Source organism: Desulfotomaculum sp. 1211_IL3151 (assembly GCF_036763075.1).
Taxonomy (GTDB): Bacteria; Bacillota; Desulfotomaculia; order Desulfotomaculales; family Desulfotomaculaceae; genus Desulfotomaculum.
In genome coordinates this window covers 132012-150000 of sequence record NZ_JBAIYV010000062.1, presented here as the reverse complement: position 1 = coordinate 150000, position 17989 = coordinate 132012, and the positions used below count along the sequence as shown (strand labels likewise).

Below are 17989 nucleotides of genomic sequence, written 5' to 3'. Positions count from 1 at the left end.
TGGTACTTGGAGCTCGCGCTTCTGGGAGAGTAGGTCGTTGCCAGAGTATTTTTAAAACCCTACAGTTGCAATAACTGTAGGGTTTTGTTATATTAATTTTGTAACATTATCGTTGGGTCGATGATGGGGCAGAAGTCATAACAAGATAGTTGTATCGGAAGGTGAATAGGACAAAAGTATAGTATAAATGGTTATTACTTCCTATAGATAACGACAAATTCAATGTGATAAAATTATTATATCGACATATACCTGTAAACGTTATTCCTCTCTTTTAAAAAGCCTCACCTTCGGGTGGCGGCTTTTTTGCGTTTTGTGCATGGCCTGCAGGAGATGACTAGTAGGTGTGTATTGTAACGGAACTTCCTTGGAACGATATAGGAAATACGTTTTTCTAACAAACTGGAAAAGTTGGTGATATTCATGACGAAGTCTCAAGAAATTGATGTGATGAGTTCCCTGGGAGAAGAATTTGCGCAGGAGAAATATGATGAACTGGAAGCCTTTATAAATAGTCTTGAGACGACCAAAGGTGCTTTAATAGAAATCCTCCACAAAGCACAGCATATTTTCGGTTATCTGCCAAGGGATGTACAGCTCTTTATTGCACGCAAGCTGGGGATACCTGGTGCGGAGGTTTATGGCGTAGTAAGCTTTTATTCTTACTTTAGTACAAAGCCCAGTGGCAAACACACGATCAGTGTTTGTATGGGAACTGCCTGCTTTGTGCGGGGAGCAGATAAAATCATTGCAGCCTTTAAAGAAAGGTTGGGTATTGAGTCCAATGAGACCACAGAGGACGGACTTTTTACGATTAAAGATGTCCGCTGTATCGGTGCTTGCGGTTTGGCGCCGGTGGTCATGGTGGATGGCAAGGTTTACGGCAGAGTTAAGGTAGAGGATGTTGACTATATCATTAATGCCTATCGCCGGGAGGGAGCAATAGCATGCAGATAAAATCCCTGGAGGAGTTAATTAAACTAAAGCAAAAATCGCTGGGTCAAGTCGCCCTCAGACTTCACCGGGATAATACAGCAACCGAGAAAAATATTTTAGTCTGTGGCGGTACAGGGTGCCTGGCCAATGATAGTGATAAAATTATAACTTTACTGAATAACCTTTTAAAATCCCGGGGGATGGCAGAGCAGGTTAAGGTGATTCGGACAGGCTGTTTTGGCTTTTGTGAACAAGGACCCATCGTAAAAATTGAGCCGGATAATGTATTTTATGTCCGTGTAGGATTAAAGGATGTAAAGAGTATTGTAGATGAGCATATGATCAAGGGCAAAGTAGTGGAGAAGCTTCTGTATGAAGATCCCCAGCAGAAGGAAAAGGTACACACCCAGGAGGAGATGACCTTCTATAAAAAGCAGCTTCGCATTGCCCTGAGAAACTGCGGCTTGATCAATCCGGAGGATATTTATGAATATATAGCCTTAGATGGCTATCAAGCCTTAGCTAAAGCACTGACCCAAATGTCCAGGGATGAAGTCATTGAAACCATAAAAAAATCCGGCCTGCGGGGGCGGGGTGGCGGAGGCTTCCCCACTGGTTTGAAATGGGAGATTACCAAAAAACAAGAGGATCCAGAGAAGTTCATCATCTGTAATGCGGATGAAGGAGATCCTGGTGCTTTCATGGATCGAAGCATCCTGGAAGGGGATCCCCACAGTGTAATTGAGGCCATGGCCATTGGTGCCTATGCCATCGGAGCGGCTAAGGGGATTATCTACATACGGGCTGAATACCCTCTGGCAATTTCCCGCTTGAACACAGCCATGCAGCAGGCCAGGGAAATGGGCCTGTTGGGTAAAGAAATTTTTGGCACAAACTTTGATTTTGATATTCGTTTAAAATACGGGGCTGGGGCCTTTGTCTGTGGGGAAGAAACCGCTTTAATTAATTCCTGCGAAGGTAAAAGGGGCGAACCCAATTACAAACCGCCCTACCCGGCTGAAGAGGGTTATTGGGGACATCCGACCTGTGTAAACAATGTGGAGACCTTTGCTAATATTCCGGCGATTATGTCCAAGGGGGCAGAGTGGTTTGCAGCAATCGGGTCGGAGAGCAGTAAGGGTACCAAGGTCTTTGCCCTAGCTGGTAAGATAAATAATGTGGGCTTGGTAGAGGTTCCCATGGGAACTACCTTCCGTGAAATTATTTTTGACATTGGGGAAGGTATTCCTCATGGCAAAAGGTTTAAGGCTGTGCAGACCGGAGGCCCCTCTGGTGGAGTAATTACAGAGGAGGCACTGGATACACCCATTGATTATGATCACCTTTTAGAGATAGGCTCCATGATGGGTTCCGGCGGCATGATTGTCATGGACGAAGATGATAATATGGTCAACATCGCTAAGTTCTATCTTGAGTTTACCATGGATGAGGCTTGCGGCAGGTGCGTGCCAGGTCGCATAGGCACCAAGAGGCTCTTTGAAATGCTGCAAAAGATAACTTCCGGCAAGGCTACGGTGGCCGACTTGGATGCCTTAAAGCAATTGGCCTACATGGTAAAGGATAGTTCCCTGTGTGGACTCTGTCAATCAGCCCCCAACCCGGTGATCAGTACCATGAAACATTTTTGGCATGAATATTTGGCCTTTGTCCAGGATATAGACCATCCACAGGGTGAGGGGAAGTATGTCCCGAAAAACAAAATTGGCTTAAAATCGTAAAGGGGAGGTGTCCAAAATTTCGGGTAATCATCATGAAGATAGAAAAAACATACATATCCTGATCAATGACCAGGAATTGACTGTCCCTGAAGGAATAACTGTCCTAGAGGCAGCCCATGAAGCAGGGGTCAAAATCCCCACTCTGTGTCATTTGGACTTGCACGATTTTCAATTATACAATAAAACAGCTTCCTGTAGAGTATGTATGGTGGAACTGGTAGATGCCAAAAACAACCGAAATAAGCTGGTACCCTCCTGCGTTACCAAAGCTGAGGAGGGAATGGTGGTACGGACCGATACGATCAGGGCGATCACAGCCAGAAGGATGGCAGTGGAACTGCTCTTATCAAATCATCCCAATGAATGCTTTACCTGCCCCAAAAACCTGGAGTGTGAACTACAAGCCCTGGCAGAGGAACTCAATATAAGGGAGATCCGTTGGGAAGGTGAAAGGATGGACTATCCCAAGGATATGTCCAGTGATGCTATCGTGAAGGACGCTAACAAATGTATTTTTTGCCGGCGCTGTGAGACTGCCTGCAATGAGGTGCAGACCTGTGGCATTCTTTCTGGCATCGGACGTGGTTTTAATACCTTTGTGGGACCCTTTGCCAACATCCCCATGGTGGAGTCTTCCTGCACCTACTGCGGCCAATGCGTACAGGTTTGTCCTACAGCAGCCCTTACCGAGGTGTATCATACGGACAAGGTTTGGGAAGCCATCAATGATCCTGATAAGTATGTGATCGTCCAAACTGCTCCGGCAATCCGTGTAACCCTAGGAGAACTTTTTGGCATGGAACCGGGAACCATTGTTACTGGTAAAATGGTCTCTGCCCTCAAACGGATGAAATTTGATGCGGTATTTGACACCAATTTTGGCGCAGACCTTACCATCATGGAAGAAGCCTCGGAGCTTATTTATCGCCTAAAAAACAATAAAACACTACCAATCCTCACCAATTGCTGTCCGGCTTGGGTTAAGTTTATTGAGCACCAATTTCCGGAGTTGATCAATGTTCCTTCTACCTGCAAATCACCACACATTATGCTCGGTACCATTGTTAAAACCTACTATGCCGAAAAAAATGGCCTAGATCCGGATAATATTGTGGTGGTTTCGGTCATGCCCTGTATTGCCAAAAAGGCAGAGGCAAAAAGGCCGGAACTTACCAAGGATGCACATAATAATGTAGATATTGTTATTACAACCCGTGAACTGGGTGCGATGATTAGGGAAGCAGGCATTGAATTTGACCGGCTGCCGGATAGTGATTTTGACAGTCCATTGGGGGAAACCACCGGCGCATCTGTAATATTTGGTACTGCTGGGGGCGTTATCGAAGCTGCTCTTCGAACCGCCTCTGAATGGATGACAGGTGAACCCTTGGAAAGGATCGAGTTTGAGGAACTTAGGGGCATGGATGGGGTTCGCAGAGCCACTGTAAAAATAGGTGATCAGGAACTTAAAATCGGCATTGCCAGCGGTTTGGGCAATGCACGGCATATTTTGGAGGATATTAGGGATGGCAGAGCCGATTACCATGCCATTGAAATTATGGCCTGCCCCGGCGGTTGTATTGCTGGCGGCGGACAACCCTACCACCATGGTAACGATGAAATTGTTAAGAAACGCAGGGAGGCCATATTTGAAGAGGATCGGAGGAAAAAAGTAAGAAAATCCCACGAGAATAAAGAGATTCTTGAGCTTTATAAGAATTATCTGGGAGAGCCCTTTGGCCAAAGGGCCCACGAACTGCTCCATACTCATTTTGAAGAGAGAGAAAGAATTTAGGCCCACTACCAATTAATTATGGCCTGCCCCCGCCGGCACAATGCGCGGGGGTTGTTATTTCTAAAGCCATCGCGGAGCGATTTCGTTCTTCTCTTGTCTCAGGACAAGAAAACCGTCCCCGTTTCTAGTCCCGATACCATCAGATACCGTTTCTAAGTGATGGAGTGACGTGGAAGGGTAAGTTAAGCCAGCGGCTGGAAAAGCTGGTCCAAGCCCGTAGGGAGTAAGGCAGGCAAATCCGCCTTACACATATCCTGAGAGGTAATGGGGGGCCTCCTACCCGATTGAATGTTATATTGGTGCCGGGTGTTGAATGAATGATTTGTTGAATTGCTATCATGTTATGGTAATTCAACATATGGGTTATTCGACATCCGGTGCTTTTTTATGCTTTTTGTAGGTTTGGTGTCCACACATAAGGATGTAACCTTGCGGGTGTTGTTAAGGTAAAGAAAAATAAATAGTAAAGTGAAAAGAAAAGTTATAGAATATAAAATATGATTAAATTTCAATTATATTTAGAGCGGGGTGGTGATTTAAATATGTTGGAAGATTTTAAAAAATTTATTATGCGTGGAAACGTCTTAGATCTTGCAGTTGCGGTGATTATTGGCGGTGCTTTTGGTAAAATAGTCAGTTCGTTGGTAAACGATGTTTTAATGCCGCTTATTGGTATAATCGTTGGCAAGGTAAATTTTAAGCATTTAAAATATGTCATCGAGGAACAACAAGGGGATACACCTGAGATTGCTATTTATTACGGACAGTTTATTCAGAATATAGTGGACTTTTTAATTGTAGCCTTTGCGATATTTTTGATGATTCGTTTGATAGAAAGATTCAAGACGAAACCTGTGGCAGAAGCACCTGTTGCACCAGCAGAACCACCGGCAGATATTCAATTGCTTACAGAAATTCGTGATTTACTTAAAACCAAATAAAACAAAGGAAGTGCTTTAGTCATTGAATTGACTAAGGCACTTCCCTTTTAAAGAAACATTAGCCAGTCCAAATTACGCCTCCAGGCCTAACAAAATTATCGATGTAAATAAGCTCCCATGCGGACTACATAGTAGATAGGCCTGGAGTGCAAGAGCAGCAATGTTTTCAGCTGACCAGTACTAATCGATCGAGTTCTTAACCAAGAAGAAGGTCGGAGATATTAAATAAATCATTTAGTGATATACTTTAGCTTATAAGCTACCTGTTTTTTGGTTTTCTTCTAATGTAATTGCCTCTGATGATTTATTTACCGATTTTTTAGGGTTTAAAGTTACACTATATTCTGCAATAAGATCGGTCCACTCTACTCCGTATTCATCTATCTCCTTTTTAATATACTGTTTTGTAATCTGAAATTTAGATTTTGGTTGTTGATGCCTAGTTGAAGACATTAAAACCACCCCTCATTTGAAAAGGCTAATGGTAAAATCCAATACCACAAAAATCTGTCCCTAGTATATCCCATATTTAAGAGGATATACTAGTTTTTTAATACCTATAGATATAACATACGGCTCAGTGGGCCATGGCTAGGAAGACCACTGGTTAATAAAGTGAAACAGAATATGCTGAAACGCTTAGAACGGCAAGATGCCAGCGAATGTAACGCTGTTGAAGGTAAATTCGGCGAAGGTAAACGACGCTATGGCTTGGCGCGTATTATGGCACGCCTGAAAGAGACCGCCGAAAGCGTGATCTGTCTGCCGTTCCTGGTGATGAACTTGGAGCACCGGCTCCGTACCCTTTTGTCCTTTGTTCTGCAACAGCTATTTCGGTGTAATCCGACTTTTGGTGAACTAAACATTATGGTGTTTTAACTTAAATTAGGTTTGGTTTAGCAAGCCCTAATTAATTGTAACATAAAATCCGCAATGTTATTTTGTAAGTGATACTATTGCGAATCACGCTTCCAGGCCTAACAAAATTATCGATGTAAATACACCCACGATAGCAAATAACTGATAGTTATTTAATTTTTCTTTATACATGGTTAAACCGAAGATTACGGTAATGATGCTGTTACAACTGGTGATGGGACAGACTAAACTGGCCCACCCATCTCTTAGTGCTAAACCATAAAGAATCATGCCGATAGGGTTTAAGATGGCAAATAGATTAATTTTATTATAAAGGATTGCTTTCAGTGGTTCTTCTTTACGGACACATAGAATCAGATAGAGGAAGAAGGCCAGGGTAAATCCAATGGCTAATACGACATTGGGCGGTTCATTAAAATAAACAGTAAGTTTCATGATGGTGTTGACGCCGCCAAAGGCTAGAAAGGTCCAGGCCATATAAATCATCCAGCTTGCTTCAGTTGACTCATTTTTTTGGCGGGAATAGTTGAGCAGCAGGATGCTGGTAAAAGCCATCAATATGGCTATACCTTGCAATACATTTACCCTCTCCCCTAAAAAGAGCAGAGCCAGTAAAATGACAATAATGCTGTTACTGGATACAACGGGTGCAATAATGCTGCTAATTCCTGTTTCAAAGGCTTTGGTAAAGCAATAGTTTCCCGTAGCAGAACAGAGACCAAGAAAGATCCCGAATAGCAATAATTCGGGGCTAAGCTGAAAGGTTTCTTTCCGAATAAGCAGGTAGATACACATAAAACTACCGGCAACCAGATAAATTGAGGCCATGTTGACATAGGGTGATTTTTCTTTATCGGCAAAGACTTTTAGGGAAAAATTAAAGAATCCCCAACACAAAAGGGTTAAGATTGCATATAGAAACCACATTGTATGCTCCAATAGTTTCAAAATTTATTTACTTTTCCATAACTTATAATACCTTATCACATTATCCAAGTATATAGAGTAAAGGCGGGACCATTTATAAAAATTGCTACGCCCTAACGATTTAACAAATTAAAGCATTAACATAAGCAGGTAATGAACTATTAACGTAGAATTAGTTATGTATAATTAAAAATAATGTCATAATTTGGGAAGGGGCGGGTATTGTGAAAAAATCTTTTGCGTTATTGGTTACCTTGCTAATGATATTAACGGTAGCATTAACCGGTTGCGGCGGTGGCCAAAAGGAAGAAAGTAAGGAGGGTGCTAACAAAGCATCAGAAAGCAAACCAGTGTCGTTTAAATTGGCCCACGCCACTTGGGTGGGTTACGGCCCTTTATATATAGCTAAAGAAAAGGGATTTTTTGATAAGTATGGCATTCATCCAGAATTGGTAGTAATTGAAGATGAATCCCAGTATGCCGGGGCATTGGCTTCTGGACAAATTCAAGCACTAGGTAATGTTGTTGATAGAGAAGTTATTCACTTTGCCAAAGGTACGGAAGAAACCTTTATTCTAGCAATGGACGAGTCTGCGGGCGGGGATGGCATCATAGCCAAGAAAGAAATTACCACAGTGGCAGACCTGAAGGGTGCCACCATTGGTTTGGATAAGTCCAGTACCTCTTATTTCTTTTTCTTATCGGTATTAGAGAAAAATGGCCTGAAAGAAGCGGATGTGACCATCCAAGAAATGTCTGCCGGGGATGCCGGGGCAGCCTTTGTGGCCGGTAAACTGGATGCGGCTATTTCCTGGGAACCTTGGTTAACGAACTCGTCCCAGCGGGAAGGCGGACATGTGTTGGTAAACAGTAAGGAATATCCCCATACCATCGTTGATGTTATTACCATGCGTCAGGATTTCTTGAAGGAGAATCCAGCAGCGGCAGTTGGACTAACCAAGGCTTGGTTTGAAGCCATTGAATTTTATCGTCAGAATCCCGATGAAGGCAACGAAATTATGGCCAAAGCCTTGGGCCTAAAGAAAGAAGAGATTGCCGATATGGCTAAAGGTGTAGCCTTCTTTGGCAAAGAGGAAAATCTTGCTTTCTTTAACAAAGAGAGTGATAACACCGTTTACCAACTGGCTGAACGAGCAGGTAAGTTTTGGCAACAAAAAGGCATTATTACTGAACAAATAAATCTTGATCAATTAATCGATAACACTTACGTAAACGAGGCTGCTAAGTAAATGCATAAAGAACGCAAATCTAAAGTGTATAGAAAGGGTTATGGTATCTTAACTCTGTCATCGTTTACCTTTCTTTTCCTTTTATGGTTTGTCCTCAGTTACAGCGGGTTTGTAAAAGAACTCTTTTTACCTCCTCCGGGATCAGTATTACAGGCTGTTGTGGAAATGTATCAAGAAGGAATCTTGTTGAGCTATACCTTTGACAGTACCTACCGGGTTGTAGTGGGATGGCTTATGGCCGTGGTAGTAGCGGTTCCCCTAGGGCTGCTAGTGGCCAGTTCAAAGAAGGCAGAGGCCCTGCTAACCCCGTTAATTGAATTTGCCCGCTACTTGCCGGTGGTGGCGATGGTGCCTTTAACGTTGTTGTATTTTGGTATCGGCGATTTGCAAAAATTTATAGTGATATTTCTTGGCACCTTTTTTCAACTGGTACTGATGGTTAGTGATGTTGTAGCCAATGTACAGCGGGACTTACTTAGAGCGGCCTCTACTCTCGGTGCCAATCGATGGCAGATTTATCGGCTTGTTCTCATGCCAGCCTCACTGCCCGGAATTATGGACAGCTTGCGGATCACCATAGGCTGGGCTTGGACCTATCTGGTGGTGGCGGAGCTGGTGGCGGCAAACTCCGGTCTTGGTCATATGATATTAAAATCCCAACGGTTTTTGGCCACGGATCGTATGTTTGCAGGATTGCTGATTATCGGTCTGTTGGGCTTGGCCACCGACCTTTTCTTCAAGTGGTTAACCAAAGTTGTGGTACCCTGGAGTGAGAAAGCAGGTGGTAAAGCATGAGTAAGCTCATTGTTGAGCAGGTGGGGAAGACCTTTGATACTGGGGGCAGCGCTGTAGAGGCCCTGTCGGATATCAATCTAAAGATTGCCGAAAATGAACTGGCGGTAATTGTGGGACCCAGTGGTTGCGGCAAGTCTACTTTATTAAATATTGTGGCAGGTTTGGAACAAGCCAGCCGCGGTGTTATTGCCATGAACGGCAAAAGCATTGAAGGACCCGGTGCCGACCGGGGGATGGTGTTCCAATCTTACACCTTGTTTCCCTGGTTAACTGTGCAGCAAAATGTGGAATTTGGACTGAAGATCAAGGGGGTAAACCCCAAGGAGCGGCAGGAAATAGCCCGACATTATATCGATTTAGTGGGTCTTGGCGGTTTTGCCAGTGCACTTCCCAAAGAACTGTCCGGTGGCATGAAACAACGGGTGGCCATTGCCAGGGCGTTGGCCAATAAACCGGAAATGTTGCTGATGGACGAACCCTTTGGTGCCCTGGATGCCCAGACCAGACTGGTTATGCAGGAATTGTTGCTTAGGGTTTGGGAACAGGAGCGTACCACCATATTATTTATCACCCACGATATTGATGAAGCGGTGCTGCTTGCCGAGAATGTTTATGTTATGTCCCGCCGACCCGGGCGAATTAGGACCCAGATTCAGGTACCTATCCCCAGACCACGGGATCATCGGGCCACTGTTTCCCCAGAGTTCTCAGCAATTAAGAAAGAAATTATGGAGATGCTGTGGGAAGAAAGCCAAACAGCAGCCAATGAAAAATAGTTATAGCAAGTAAGAAAAGCTATCACTTCAGCAAGAAGTGGATAGCTTTTTTGATTTTGGTTAGGTCACCGTGATTTACATTTAAAAGAATGTAGATATATGGGCATATAAAATATCCCCGTGGGAGGGACAATGCCCTCAACTCCATGACTTTTCAGTTCCCTGACAATAAACTTACTGGCCTTTTCTTTTATTCTACATTATTAATGAGAGTGCATTTTCCTCGGCCTGGTTCATAATTACGCTATAGTTTAGATGTCTGATTTTTGTCAAATCATTCCTTTTCAGTATGTTTAGTCGAAGTCCTTAGTTTTAAGATTTCTGATTCTAGCCATTTTACATAATTAAGGTCAGAATTACTCTTTACATATTCTTTATATAATTCATTGCCTTGGCTAACTTCAAAGGGGAGTTCATTTTTAGCTTCGATAAAAAACTCCACGATTTTGTTCTCGGGGTAGAAGAATGACTCACTCCACCTAACAAACTTACCCTGCTCTCCTTCATATACTGGTTGTTCAAAGGTTTTGTTATATGTCTCAAAGTTGGTCAAATCGCAAACTATATGAAGCATGTCTTGCTTTTCGGCCACATGTGTTAGATTTGCCATCATACCTGTTTCAAGTCCTGTGGAGTATTCCCGGATGTCTTGCGTAAAAGTTAGGGTGGGTTGCTTTTCGGTAAAAGCTACAAAAGGTTTGTCGTCTATGTTGATAATGTCCCAAAAATCCCTTGCCTGCAAAATGAATCGCTCCTTATAGTTAAAGTTTACTTTTCTAGTAAGGGTTTACTTTACCATAATAAAAAGTTAACCTTTTAATGTTATTTTTCATTATAGCATAAGGCTGTTAATCGTACACTTGGCGTAACATTTTTATTAGTTTGTGTCCTCTTGTCACCAAGATAGTAGCTAAAGATAGCCGCGGGCAGTGCCTTGTGCTAGGGGCCTTAAGTCCATGACCCGTTGTTTTTTTATCCGTGATTTGTGATGGATGGTCATGGCCAATTAATATATTTCTTTCATCCATTCCACCAGGCCTTGGCCATGGTTAATTCGAATATCTTCAACCTCTGCAACGCCTCGTATCTGGCCGTTTTGGACCGCCACGACAGTGTCCAGAATGGGTTCCACTTCGGTTACTTCGTGGGTAGTAATAATCACGGTTTGCTGTTCCAAATCCAGATAGGATATTAAGGATCGAATAATGGAATCCCGCACCAAGGGATCCAGGCCGGAAAGGGGTTCATCCATTAAAATAAGAGGAACTTTTCTGGCCAGTGACAAGAGGATTTTTAACCTCCCTCGATTTCCCTTGGATAAATCTTTTACCTTTTTACCAGGGTCCAGTTGCATAAAGGTTAACAGTTCCTGGGCCTTTGTCCTATCAAAATCTCCAAATTGCCCGGCATTAAAATCAATGGTTTCCGAAGTGGTATAAAAGGGGTAAAGGGTATCTAATTCAGAGAGATAGGACACTTCTGACGCCAGCATACGGTGAGCCGCTTGACCATTTACCTTTACGGTACCACTGCTGGGTCTGACTAGCCCAGCGGTCAATTTTAAGATAGTTGATTTACCGCTGCCATTAGGTCCAACCAGGCCAATGATCTTGCCTTGGGGAAACTGAAGGCTAACATTATCTAAGGCTACTTGCCTAACATATTTTTTGCTAACACGGTTAAATTCAACGATGCATTCAGGCATATAGACACCTCTCCTATACATTTTCCAGATTTTTTCTGACACCGTCGATGATCTCAGGGGCAGTGAAGCCCATCTCTTTCATATCGTCAACAAAGCCATTAATTTGCTCCGTCATCAATTCATCCCTGAGTTGCCTAAGTCGTTCTTCCCTTTCAGTGATGAAGGTGCCCAGGCCCCGTCTTGTTTCAGCCACTCCTAGTTTTTCCATTTCACTATAAACCCTTTGGACGGTATTAGGGTTTACTCCCATTTGTACTGCTAACTCCCGAACCGAGGGCAGCTTATCACCAGCCCCAAGTTCACCCCTGATAATCTGACGACAAAGGCGTTGGACAATCTGTAGATAAATAGGTTGGTTGGTATTAAATTCTTGACCCATCGATTACACCTCAACTTTGTTGTCAATCAGCCAGGCTGAGAGTGCAAATACAATAACAGTTACCAAAAGGATGCCAAGCATCTCACCTGCATAAATATTGATACCTTCAAAGTGATTATTTACCGTAGATGGCAAAACCTTATTTAATGAAAGTATGTTTATCTTTAAGCTGCCCCATTGGGTAAGTGTTTGATAGACCCATGACTCATACAGTGCATCCATACCCCAGGTAGCTACAAAGAAGGTGCCAATTCCCGCTAACCAGTTATAGCGGCCTAGTACATTGCGGGTGCTGGCAATTGCAATAGCTATCAGGGAACCCCAGACGGCCATATAGATACTAGCTCCAACTACAATAACAGTTAGGTAAGCACCAACTTCAGTTGCAAGAAGTGCTAAATCTCCTGCGGGTATACCGATCCGCTCATGGGTATTTAATATCGTAATATAAACGAAGACAGCACCCACCGCCAGGATAGCTAGCATTACAGCTACGGCAGTTGTTAATTTGGCTGATAACAGTTTCCAGGCGGGCTGGGGACAATGGAGCCAAAGGTGGGGTGTATGCTTTAACTCACTGTGAACACTTTTTAGCATATAGAAGGCTGGGTAAAATACAGCAAAAATTAGTAGCAGTGATGCCGGTGCAAAAATAATTCCCCAGTGTTCCCGATTTGAATACACTCCCCACAACCCTGCGATAATAAGCATACCTAACAAGACAAAGGCAGATGTTTTAGTCATGCGGTATTCTTTTTTTAGCAGATTTAACCAACCGCTCATTCCTATTTCCTCCCTGTATTAATGTTCTAGTGTTATAGATAGATAGTACACTAATGCTATAGTGATGTCAAGATTTTAATAAAATATTTTTGTATGATGAATGCTAGTATAGTATACTAAAAGAAAGAGTAGGTTTTTTATAAAGAAGGTGTTTATGATGGAATTTTTATACAAACCCATAGGAATAATTTTTAGTGACAATAAAAACCCTAAAGGAACACCAATTCAAGCGGCTTTTGCTGGGAAATCAAAGGGTTACATAGAACTAAGTCCGGAGTATGAACCGGGATTAAAAGATTTAGCTGGTTTCTCACACATATATCTGATCTATCATTTTCATTTATCAGAGGGTTGGTCATTACAGGTTAAACCCTTCTTGGATAATACGGACCGGGGATTATTTGCCACAAGGGCACCCAAGAGGGTTAATCAAATAGGATTATCAATCGTTCAGTTAGATCGAATTGAAAAAAACACGATTTATATTAGTGATGTTGATATCTTAGATGGAACTCCTCTTTTGGATATTAAACCTTTTTGCCCGGTCTTTGATAATCGGGAAAACTGCCGCATAGGTTGGATGGAGGGAAATATAGATAAAAAAGATCGTCATTATGCCGACAATAGGTTTTCCCCTGACTTATCAAAGTAATAAACAGAAGCTATAAAGATCTAAAAAGGGCCCGCCGGCTATTGAGCCGGCGAGCCCTTTTATTAAAAACATTCCTTTGATATTTCGTACAATCATTTCAATGGGTGCTGCCAGATGTAACGCAGCCACATCTTTTCTTAGCCCTGACCAATCGGGTGACCCAGAAAACAGCAAAAATAAACAACGGAAATAAGATGGCCCACCCGGCAAAGGGAAAAATAACAGCAGTTAAAAGAAAAGATGTCCAGCTAATACCCACTCCCCAGGTGTTTCCCTTTAAAAGTCTGATTCCTGCCAGACAACCCCCTAGATATGTCAGAATGAAAGTTGCATTAGGAAACTGAATTAGGGTTTTCAAAGAAATCATCCCACTGGCGTATAGGGATAGCACAGCCAGAAAGCATAGGGCAAGAAAGCCAATCCCACCAATGGGTGTACCATATTGTTTAGATAAGACGCCAAGCCAACGGGGGGCTTCCCCCTGGCGAGCTAAGGCATAGGCAAGGCGAGAGGTTGCTCCGGTGTAGGCAATAATTGTAGCAGTACAGATGAATACACCGGTTAGTCCTGCCACCACAGCACCCCAGGGCCCCAGTAGCTTATTGATCACTAATACTAAGGAAGCATCGGAACCAGCCGCATGGTAACTGTGTGTGCCAACCGTAGCAAGGGCGGTGAGAAAATACAACACCCCTACAATAATAGCGGCAACGGTTACACCCTTGATAGCTGCCCTTTGGGGGTCGATAAATTCTTCAGACAAGTGAGAAACTGCTTCCCAACCGACAAAGCACCAGAACAGTATAGCCGCTGCTTGTCCAACACTTACCCAGCCATGGGGCATAAAAGGGGTAAAATTGACGGACTCAATATTTGGCACGGACCCGGTGATTGCCAGTACAAGTACAGCAACAATGGCAAATACAACAAAAATTTGTACCCGACCAGCTAACCTCATACCCATAAGGTTCGTCAATAGACCAACTGCAAGCATACCAGCAGCCAGTAAAACTCTGGTACCTTCACTCCATCCCATGGCAGTTGTCATATAGCCAGCACCTGTTAATGCAGCAACCGGAGCACCAACCAGTACAGACATAAGAAAAAACCAACCAACCAGGGTTCCTGCCCTGGTACCAAAAGCCAGGGTGACAAAATGGGATACACCGCCAGCGTTCGGAAATTTTGCCGATAGTAATCCCATAGTCAGTGCCAGTGGTAATATGAGTAAAATCATAAGCCCCCATGCCAGCAGGGATGCCGGACCAGCAATCTCTGCCGCCAGTCCAGGCACAATCAGTATACCAGAGCCAAGTACTGCTCCGATATACAAGGCTATTGCCTGGGGTAAGCCAATGGTGCTTTTCAGTCCAGTAGGGTTCTCCATCTAGTATCGCTCCCGTCAATGTGTGTTCTATTTAATAGTATCAGATTAATATGCCTTTGGGAGAAAGATTTCAGTATCCGTAGTTAAGGAGAAAAGGATTAATAATAATTGTCGCGAATAACACCTATTAACAATTGTTAGGAGGTTTCCATAAATGGCAGAACAGAATACACCCAAAGGAGCTTTTATTCAAAGAGACAAAGAAACCTATGCCATCGTACCGCGTACCCCGGTGGGCTTAGTCACACCTGATTTTTTAGAGAAAGTTGCAGGGGTGGCTCGAAAATACGATATTCCCATTATCAAGCTTACCTCTGCCCAAAGAATGGCCTTGGTGGGCATGAAACCCGAGGTAGTTGATGAGATATGGCAGGATTTAGAGATAGGAATAGGTCCCGCAGTGGGAAAGTGCGTACATTATGTACAAGCATGTCCAGGTAACACGGTCTGTAAATATGGTGTTCTTGATTCACTGAATCTTGGCCTTCGACTAGAAAAACTATTTGTAGGCCTGGAGCTGCCGGCAAAAACTAAAATTGGCGTATCGGGTTGTCCCTTTAACTGTGGTGAAGGTTATGTCAGGGATATTGGAGTCTTTGGCAGGAGAAACGGTTGGACCTTTATATTTGGGGGTAATTCCGGAGGTAGACCCCGTATTGGGGATGTATTGGCAGAAGGTTTGACCGATGACCAGGTTGTTGAACTGGCCCAGAAGTGTCTCAATTATTATAAAGAAAATGCTAAAAACATGGAGAGGACAGCTAGATTTATTCAGAGAATGGGCATTGAAGAATTTAAGCAGGCTGTCCTAGGGGAATAGTTTCATTTTTCCTACAAATTTCTTGCTAATTTATTAACTATCAAATAAATTATAGATAACACCTTGAGCATGTCTTAAGATATTAAAGAAAAGGGAGGGCATAAAATGAAAATATTAATACCATTTGATGGTTCGGAAGCATCCCAGAATGCAATTCGCTATGCCTTAAAAATTGGTAAAAGCCATCGTTCATCTGATATCACAATTTTAACCGTGGCTTGCAATGATGCACCCTTTGCCCGGGATTATCTGGCCAATCCCATGGAAGCTATTAATGCTTGCAAAGATTATTTTAGAGGAAGTATGGAAAAGGCGAAGGCTTTATTTGAACAGGAAGGGATTAACGTAACTACCCTTATGGAAACAGGTGATCCTGCAGAAGTAATTATCAGCAAAGCCAATGAAGGTGGCTTTGATAAGATTATCATGGGCAGAAGGGGACTATCCCCGCTAACTGGCTGGGTTCTTGGCAGTGTTAGTGCTAAGATTGTGGCCAATGTAGAGGTACCTGTAACATTGGTGAAGTAATTTAATTAAGAATAGAATCAAAAACCACCCCCTGTCAGTCCTGACAGAGGGGTGGTTTTTTTAAAATTATTATCTAGGTCTAAAACTTTTTAAGCTACTTCGGGCGTCTATAAAGTGTATACAAAAGAAGATACGTATCTGATCTTAAGGGAGAGGCTTAGGGGGATGAAAAACAACTTAGAAAAGCAAATAGCAGAATATGTTACCAAATATAAAGAGAACCACTATAGATTGGCCTTTAGTTATGTGAAAAATCCAGAAGATGCCCTGGATATCGTGCAAGAGTCCATCTATAAGGCCCTGTCTGCAAAGGATACTTTAAAAAATTCTGACCACATAAAAACATGGTTCTATCGCATCGTGGTAAATACCGCCTTGGATTTTCTGCGTAAAAGGAAAAGAGTAGGGGTGATGGACGAAGAAATCCTATCAACCCTTGAGGGTGGTGCCGTTGATCATTATCAAAACATTGATCTGCAAAGGGCATTGGATGCTTTGCCGATTAAATACCGAAGTGTCGTAGTGTTAAGATATTTTGAAGATTTGAAGATCGAAGAAATTGCCTATATCCTCAATGAAAATGTAAACACAGTTAAAACCCGTTTATATAAGTCCCTGGAAAAGTTGCGGCTGCAAATGAATGATGATGTTAGGGAGGGCTTGGTATGAAGGATAAAAACCTAGAGCAACTGAAAAGGGAGTACCTGGATGTTCCTATCCCGAAGGAGTTGGACTTTGTAGTTAATAAAGCATTAAAGGATGGCAGCAGGCACCATCGTAACATGCTCAAAAGGGTTGGTAAGGTTATTGTTTCCCTGGCGGCAGCGGTCGCTTTGTTCACTGCGGTATTAAATGTTAGTCCAGCCTTTGCCAAAACCGTAGCAGAAGTACCCTTTGTGGGCAATATCGTCAAGGTGTTGACTTTCAGAAACTATATTATTAATGAGGATACTTTTCAGGCGGATATTAATGTGCCTCAAATTCAAGGGTTGGCCAATAAGGATTTGGAAAATAGCTTAAATGAAAAATATTTGCTGGAAAACAAGAAACTATATGATCAATTTATGGCTGATATGGAGGAGATCAAGAAAAACGGGGGCGGTCATATCGGTATCTATAGCGGCTATGAAGTGAAAACCGATAATGAAGTAATCCTTGCTGTGGCCCGTTATGTAGTAAATACCGCAGCCTCTTCATCCACAACCATTAAATATGATACCATTGACAAACAAAAACAAACCCTCATCACACTGCCCAGTTTGTTTAAGGAGGATCGTTATGTGGCTATTATCAGTGAAAATATCAAGCAGCAGATGAGTGAGCAAATGAAATCCGATGAGAATAAGATTTATTGGATTGAGTTTCTAGGTCGGGAATTGTCTTTTGAACCCTTTGACAAAATAGCCAAGGATCAGAATTTCTATATTAATGAAGTGGGCAATTTGGTCATTTCCTTTAATAAATATGAGGTAGCTCCGGGCTATATGGGGACACCGGAATTTATCATTCCTACGGAGGTTATAGCTGACATTTTGGTTGGGCACCAGTACATTAAATAAGTGGAGTTTTTATAAGGGGAAAAATAGTTATAAAGAACAAAGTTGTAGTTTATGCTATCGACATTTTTAGACAGGCTTGTTAAAATAATTACAGGAAAGGTAATACCACTACCTAATTTGTTATTTTCAAGCCAAAAC

19 protein-coding genes, 1 rRNA gene and 1 pseudogene (1 of these 21 running past the window's edge) are annotated in these 17989 nt (G+C 42.7%); 14 read left to right on the top strand and 7 right to left on the bottom strand.

Features of this window, described 5'->3' with window-relative positions; all coding sequences use genetic code 11:
* From rrf to mscL, 5 genes are all read left to right on the top strand, one after another.
* Positions 1 to 46 (top strand): 5S ribosomal RNA (gene rrf / locus V6C11_RS17720) (it extends 71 nt beyond the left edge of the window).
* A gap of 377 nt (positions 47 to 423) precedes the next feature.
* Positions 424 to 957 (top strand): NADH-quinone oxidoreductase subunit NuoE family protein, encoded by a 534-nt coding sequence (locus tag V6C11_RS17715; protein ID WP_333532526.1) that lies wholly within the window; start codon positions 424 to 426, stop codon positions 955 to 957.
* On the top strand, positions 948 to 2675 hold the full coding sequence (locus tag V6C11_RS17710; protein WP_333532525.1) for an NADH-ubiquinone oxidoreductase-F iron-sulfur binding region domain-containing protein: 1728 nt from the start codon (positions 948 to 950) through the stop codon (positions 2673 to 2675). The genes V6C11_RS17715 and V6C11_RS17710 overlap by 10 nt, the downstream gene beginning before the upstream one ends.
* A gap of 16 nt (positions 2676 to 2691) precedes the next feature.
* The gene (locus V6C11_RS17705) at positions 2692 to 4470 is read left to right on the top strand and encodes an NADH-dependent [FeFe] hydrogenase, group A6 (RefSeq protein ID WP_333532531.1); all 1779 of its coding nucleotides are present in this window, start codon (positions 2692 to 2694) and stop codon (positions 4468 to 4470) included.
* Positions 4471 to 4967: 497 nt separating this feature from the next.
* Positions 4968 to 5411 (top strand): large-conductance mechanosensitive channel protein MscL, encoded by a 444-nt coding sequence (mscL, locus tag V6C11_RS17700; RefSeq protein WP_333532524.1) that lies wholly within the window; start codon positions 4968 to 4970, stop codon positions 5409 to 5411.
* A 252-nt stretch (positions 5412 to 5663) separates the two neighbouring features.
* Here the strand turns inward: mscL and V6C11_RS17695 are convergent, their stop codons facing one another.
* Positions 5664 to 5864 (bottom strand): hypothetical protein, encoded by a 201-nt coding sequence (locus tag V6C11_RS17695; protein WP_333532523.1) that lies wholly within the window; start codon positions 5862 to 5864, stop codon positions 5664 to 5666.
* Positions 5865 to 5981: 117 nt separating this feature from the next.
* Between V6C11_RS17695 and V6C11_RS17690 the strand changes: the two are divergent.
* Positions 5982 to 6290 (top strand): annotated as a pseudogene (locus tag V6C11_RS17690) (transposase); the annotation flags it as partial.
* An 84-nt stretch (positions 6291 to 6374) separates the two neighbouring features.
* On the opposite strand, the gene V6C11_RS17685 reads toward V6C11_RS17690, so the two are convergent.
* Positions 6375 to 7217, bottom strand: coding sequence for a DMT family transporter (locus V6C11_RS17685; RefSeq protein ID WP_333532522.1), 843 nt, complete (start codon positions 7215 to 7217; stop codon positions 6375 to 6377).
* Positions 7218 to 7441: 224 nt separating this feature from the next.
* Between V6C11_RS17685 and V6C11_RS17680 the strand changes: the two genes are divergently transcribed.
* The 3 genes from V6C11_RS17680 to V6C11_RS17670 all read left to right on the top strand — a co-directional run bounded on the left by V6C11_RS17680 (position 7442) and on the right by V6C11_RS17670 (position 10038).
* Positions 7442 to 8467, top strand: coding sequence for an ABC transporter substrate-binding protein (locus V6C11_RS17680; RefSeq protein WP_333532521.1), 1026 nt, complete (start codon positions 7442 to 7444; stop codon positions 8465 to 8467).
* A gap of 186 nt (positions 8468 to 8653) precedes the next feature.
* On the top strand, positions 8654 to 9262 hold the full coding sequence (locus V6C11_RS17675; protein ID WP_333532520.1) for an ABC transporter permease: 609 nt from the start codon (positions 8654 to 8656) through the stop codon (positions 9260 to 9262).
* Positions 9259 to 10038 carry an ABC transporter ATP-binding protein gene (locus V6C11_RS17670; RefSeq protein ID WP_333532519.1) on the top strand — a complete coding sequence of 260 codons (780 nt, stop codon included), beginning with the start codon at positions 9259 to 9261 and terminating at the stop codon, positions 10036 to 10038. Before V6C11_RS17675 ends, V6C11_RS17670 begins: the two co-directional genes overlap by 4 nt.
* Positions 10039 to 10312: 274 nt before the next feature.
* On the opposite strand, the gene V6C11_RS17665 is transcribed toward V6C11_RS17670, so the two are convergent.
* The 4 genes from V6C11_RS17665 to V6C11_RS17650 form a co-directional block, all read right to left on the bottom strand.
* On the bottom strand, positions 10313 to 10780 hold the full coding sequence (locus tag V6C11_RS17665) for a hypothetical protein (protein WP_333532518.1): 468 nt from the start codon (positions 10778 to 10780) through the stop codon (positions 10313 to 10315).
* 264 nt (positions 10781 to 11044) lie between these two features.
* Entirely contained in the window at positions 11045 to 11743 is a 699-nt protein-coding gene (locus V6C11_RS17660; RefSeq protein WP_333532517.1) for an ABC transporter ATP-binding protein, read from the bottom strand.
* Positions 11744 to 11756: 13 nt separating this feature from the next.
* Positions 11757 to 12122, bottom strand: coding sequence for a GntR family transcriptional regulator (locus tag V6C11_RS17655; RefSeq protein ID WP_333532516.1), 366 nt, complete (start codon positions 12120 to 12122; stop codon positions 11757 to 11759).
* Between the two features lie 3 nt (positions 12123 to 12125).
* Positions 12126 to 12905, bottom strand: coding sequence for a hypothetical protein (locus V6C11_RS17650; RefSeq protein WP_333532515.1), 780 nt, complete (start codon positions 12903 to 12905; stop codon positions 12126 to 12128).
* Positions 12906 to 13062: 157 nt separating this feature from the next.
* Here V6C11_RS17650 and tsaA point away from each other — a divergent pair, with 157 nt between their 5' ends.
* Positions 13063 to 13557 carry a tRNA (N6-threonylcarbamoyladenosine(37)-N6)-methyltransferase TrmO gene (tsaA, locus tag V6C11_RS17645; RefSeq protein WP_333532514.1) on the top strand — a complete coding sequence of 165 codons (495 nt, stop codon included), beginning with the start codon at positions 13063 to 13065 and terminating at the stop codon, positions 13555 to 13557.
* Between the two features lie 97 nt (positions 13558 to 13654).
* On the opposite strand, the gene V6C11_RS17640 is transcribed toward tsaA, so the two are convergent.
* Positions 13655 to 14944 carry an amino acid permease gene (locus V6C11_RS17640; protein WP_333532513.1) on the bottom strand — a complete coding sequence of 430 codons (1290 nt, stop codon included), beginning with the start codon at positions 14942 to 14944 and terminating at the stop codon, positions 13655 to 13657.
* A gap of 154 nt (positions 14945 to 15098) precedes the next feature.
* On the opposite strand from V6C11_RS17640, the gene V6C11_RS17635 reads away from it, so the two are divergent.
* The 4 genes from V6C11_RS17635 (at position 15099) to V6C11_RS17620 (ending at position 17851) form a co-directional block, all read left to right on the top strand.
* Positions 15099 to 15764 (top strand): NAD(P)/FAD-dependent oxidoreductase, encoded by a 666-nt coding sequence (locus V6C11_RS17635; RefSeq protein ID WP_333532512.1) that lies wholly within the window; start codon positions 15099 to 15101, stop codon positions 15762 to 15764.
* A 105-nt stretch (positions 15765 to 15869) separates the two neighbouring features.
* A complete protein-coding gene (locus V6C11_RS17630) occupies positions 15870 to 16292 on the top strand; it encodes a universal stress protein (protein ID WP_333532511.1) in 423 nt (140 codons plus the stop codon).
* Positions 16293 to 16457: 165 nt separating this feature from the next.
* Positions 16458 to 16961 carry an RNA polymerase sigma factor gene (locus tag V6C11_RS17625; RefSeq protein WP_333532510.1) on the top strand — a complete coding sequence of 168 codons (504 nt, stop codon included), beginning with the start codon at positions 16458 to 16460 and terminating at the stop codon, positions 16959 to 16961.
* Positions 16958 to 17851: an anti-sigma-V factor rsiV gene (locus tag V6C11_RS17620; protein ID WP_333532509.1), complete on the top strand. Its 894-nt coding sequence runs from the start codon at positions 16958 to 16960 to the stop codon at positions 17849 to 17851. Before V6C11_RS17625 ends, V6C11_RS17620 begins: the two co-directional genes overlap by 4 nt.
* Positions 17852 to 17989 lie beyond the last annotated feature (138 nt).

Coding starts and splice junctions, on each gene's coding strand:
- V6C11_RS17715 (WP_333532526.1), top strand. CDS start 424: ATGACGAAGTCTCAAGAAATTGATGTGATGAGTTCCCTGGGAGAAGAA.
- V6C11_RS17710 (WP_333532525.1), top strand. CDS start 948: ATGCAGATAAAATCCCTGGAGGAGTTAATTAAACTAAAGCAAAAATCG.
- mscL (WP_333532524.1), top strand. CDS start 4,968: ATGATTAAATTTCAATTATATTTAGAGCGGGGTGGTGATTTAAATATG.
- V6C11_RS17695 (WP_333532523.1), bottom strand. CDS start 5,864: ATGTCTTCAACTAGGCATCAACAACCAAAATCTAAATTTCAGATTACA.
- V6C11_RS17685 (WP_333532522.1), bottom strand. CDS start 7,217: ATGTGGTTTCTATATGCAATCTTAACCCTTTTGTGTTGGGGATTCTTT.
- V6C11_RS17670 (WP_333532519.1), top strand. CDS start 9,259: ATGAGTAAGCTCATTGTTGAGCAGGTGGGGAAGACCTTTGATACTGGG.
- V6C11_RS17660 (WP_333532517.1), bottom strand. CDS start 11,743: ATGCCTGAATGCATCGTTGAATTTAACCGTGTTAGCAAAAAATATGTT.
- V6C11_RS17655 (WP_333532516.1), bottom strand. CDS start 12,122: ATGGGTCAAGAATTTAATACCAACCAACCTATTTATCTACAGATTGTC.
- V6C11_RS17650 (WP_333532515.1), bottom strand. CDS start 12,905: ATGAGCGGTTGGTTAAATCTGCTAAAAAAAGAATACCGCATGACTAAA.
- tsaA (WP_333532514.1), top strand. CDS start 13,063: ATGGAATTTTTATACAAACCCATAGGAATAATTTTTAGTGACAATAAA.
- V6C11_RS17640 (WP_333532513.1), bottom strand. CDS start 14,944: ATGGAGAACCCTACTGGACTGAAAAGCACCATTGGCTTACCCCAGGCA.
- V6C11_RS17635 (WP_333532512.1), top strand. CDS start 15,099: ATGGCAGAACAGAATACACCCAAAGGAGCTTTTATTCAAAGAGACAAA.
- V6C11_RS17630 (WP_333532511.1), top strand. CDS start 15,870: ATGAAAATATTAATACCATTTGATGGTTCGGAAGCATCCCAGAATGCA.
- V6C11_RS17625 (WP_333532510.1), top strand. CDS start 16,458: ATGAAAAACAACTTAGAAAAGCAAATAGCAGAATATGTTACCAAATAT.
- V6C11_RS17620 (WP_333532509.1), top strand. CDS start 16,958: ATGAAGGATAAAAACCTAGAGCAACTGAAAAGGGAGTACCTGGATGTT.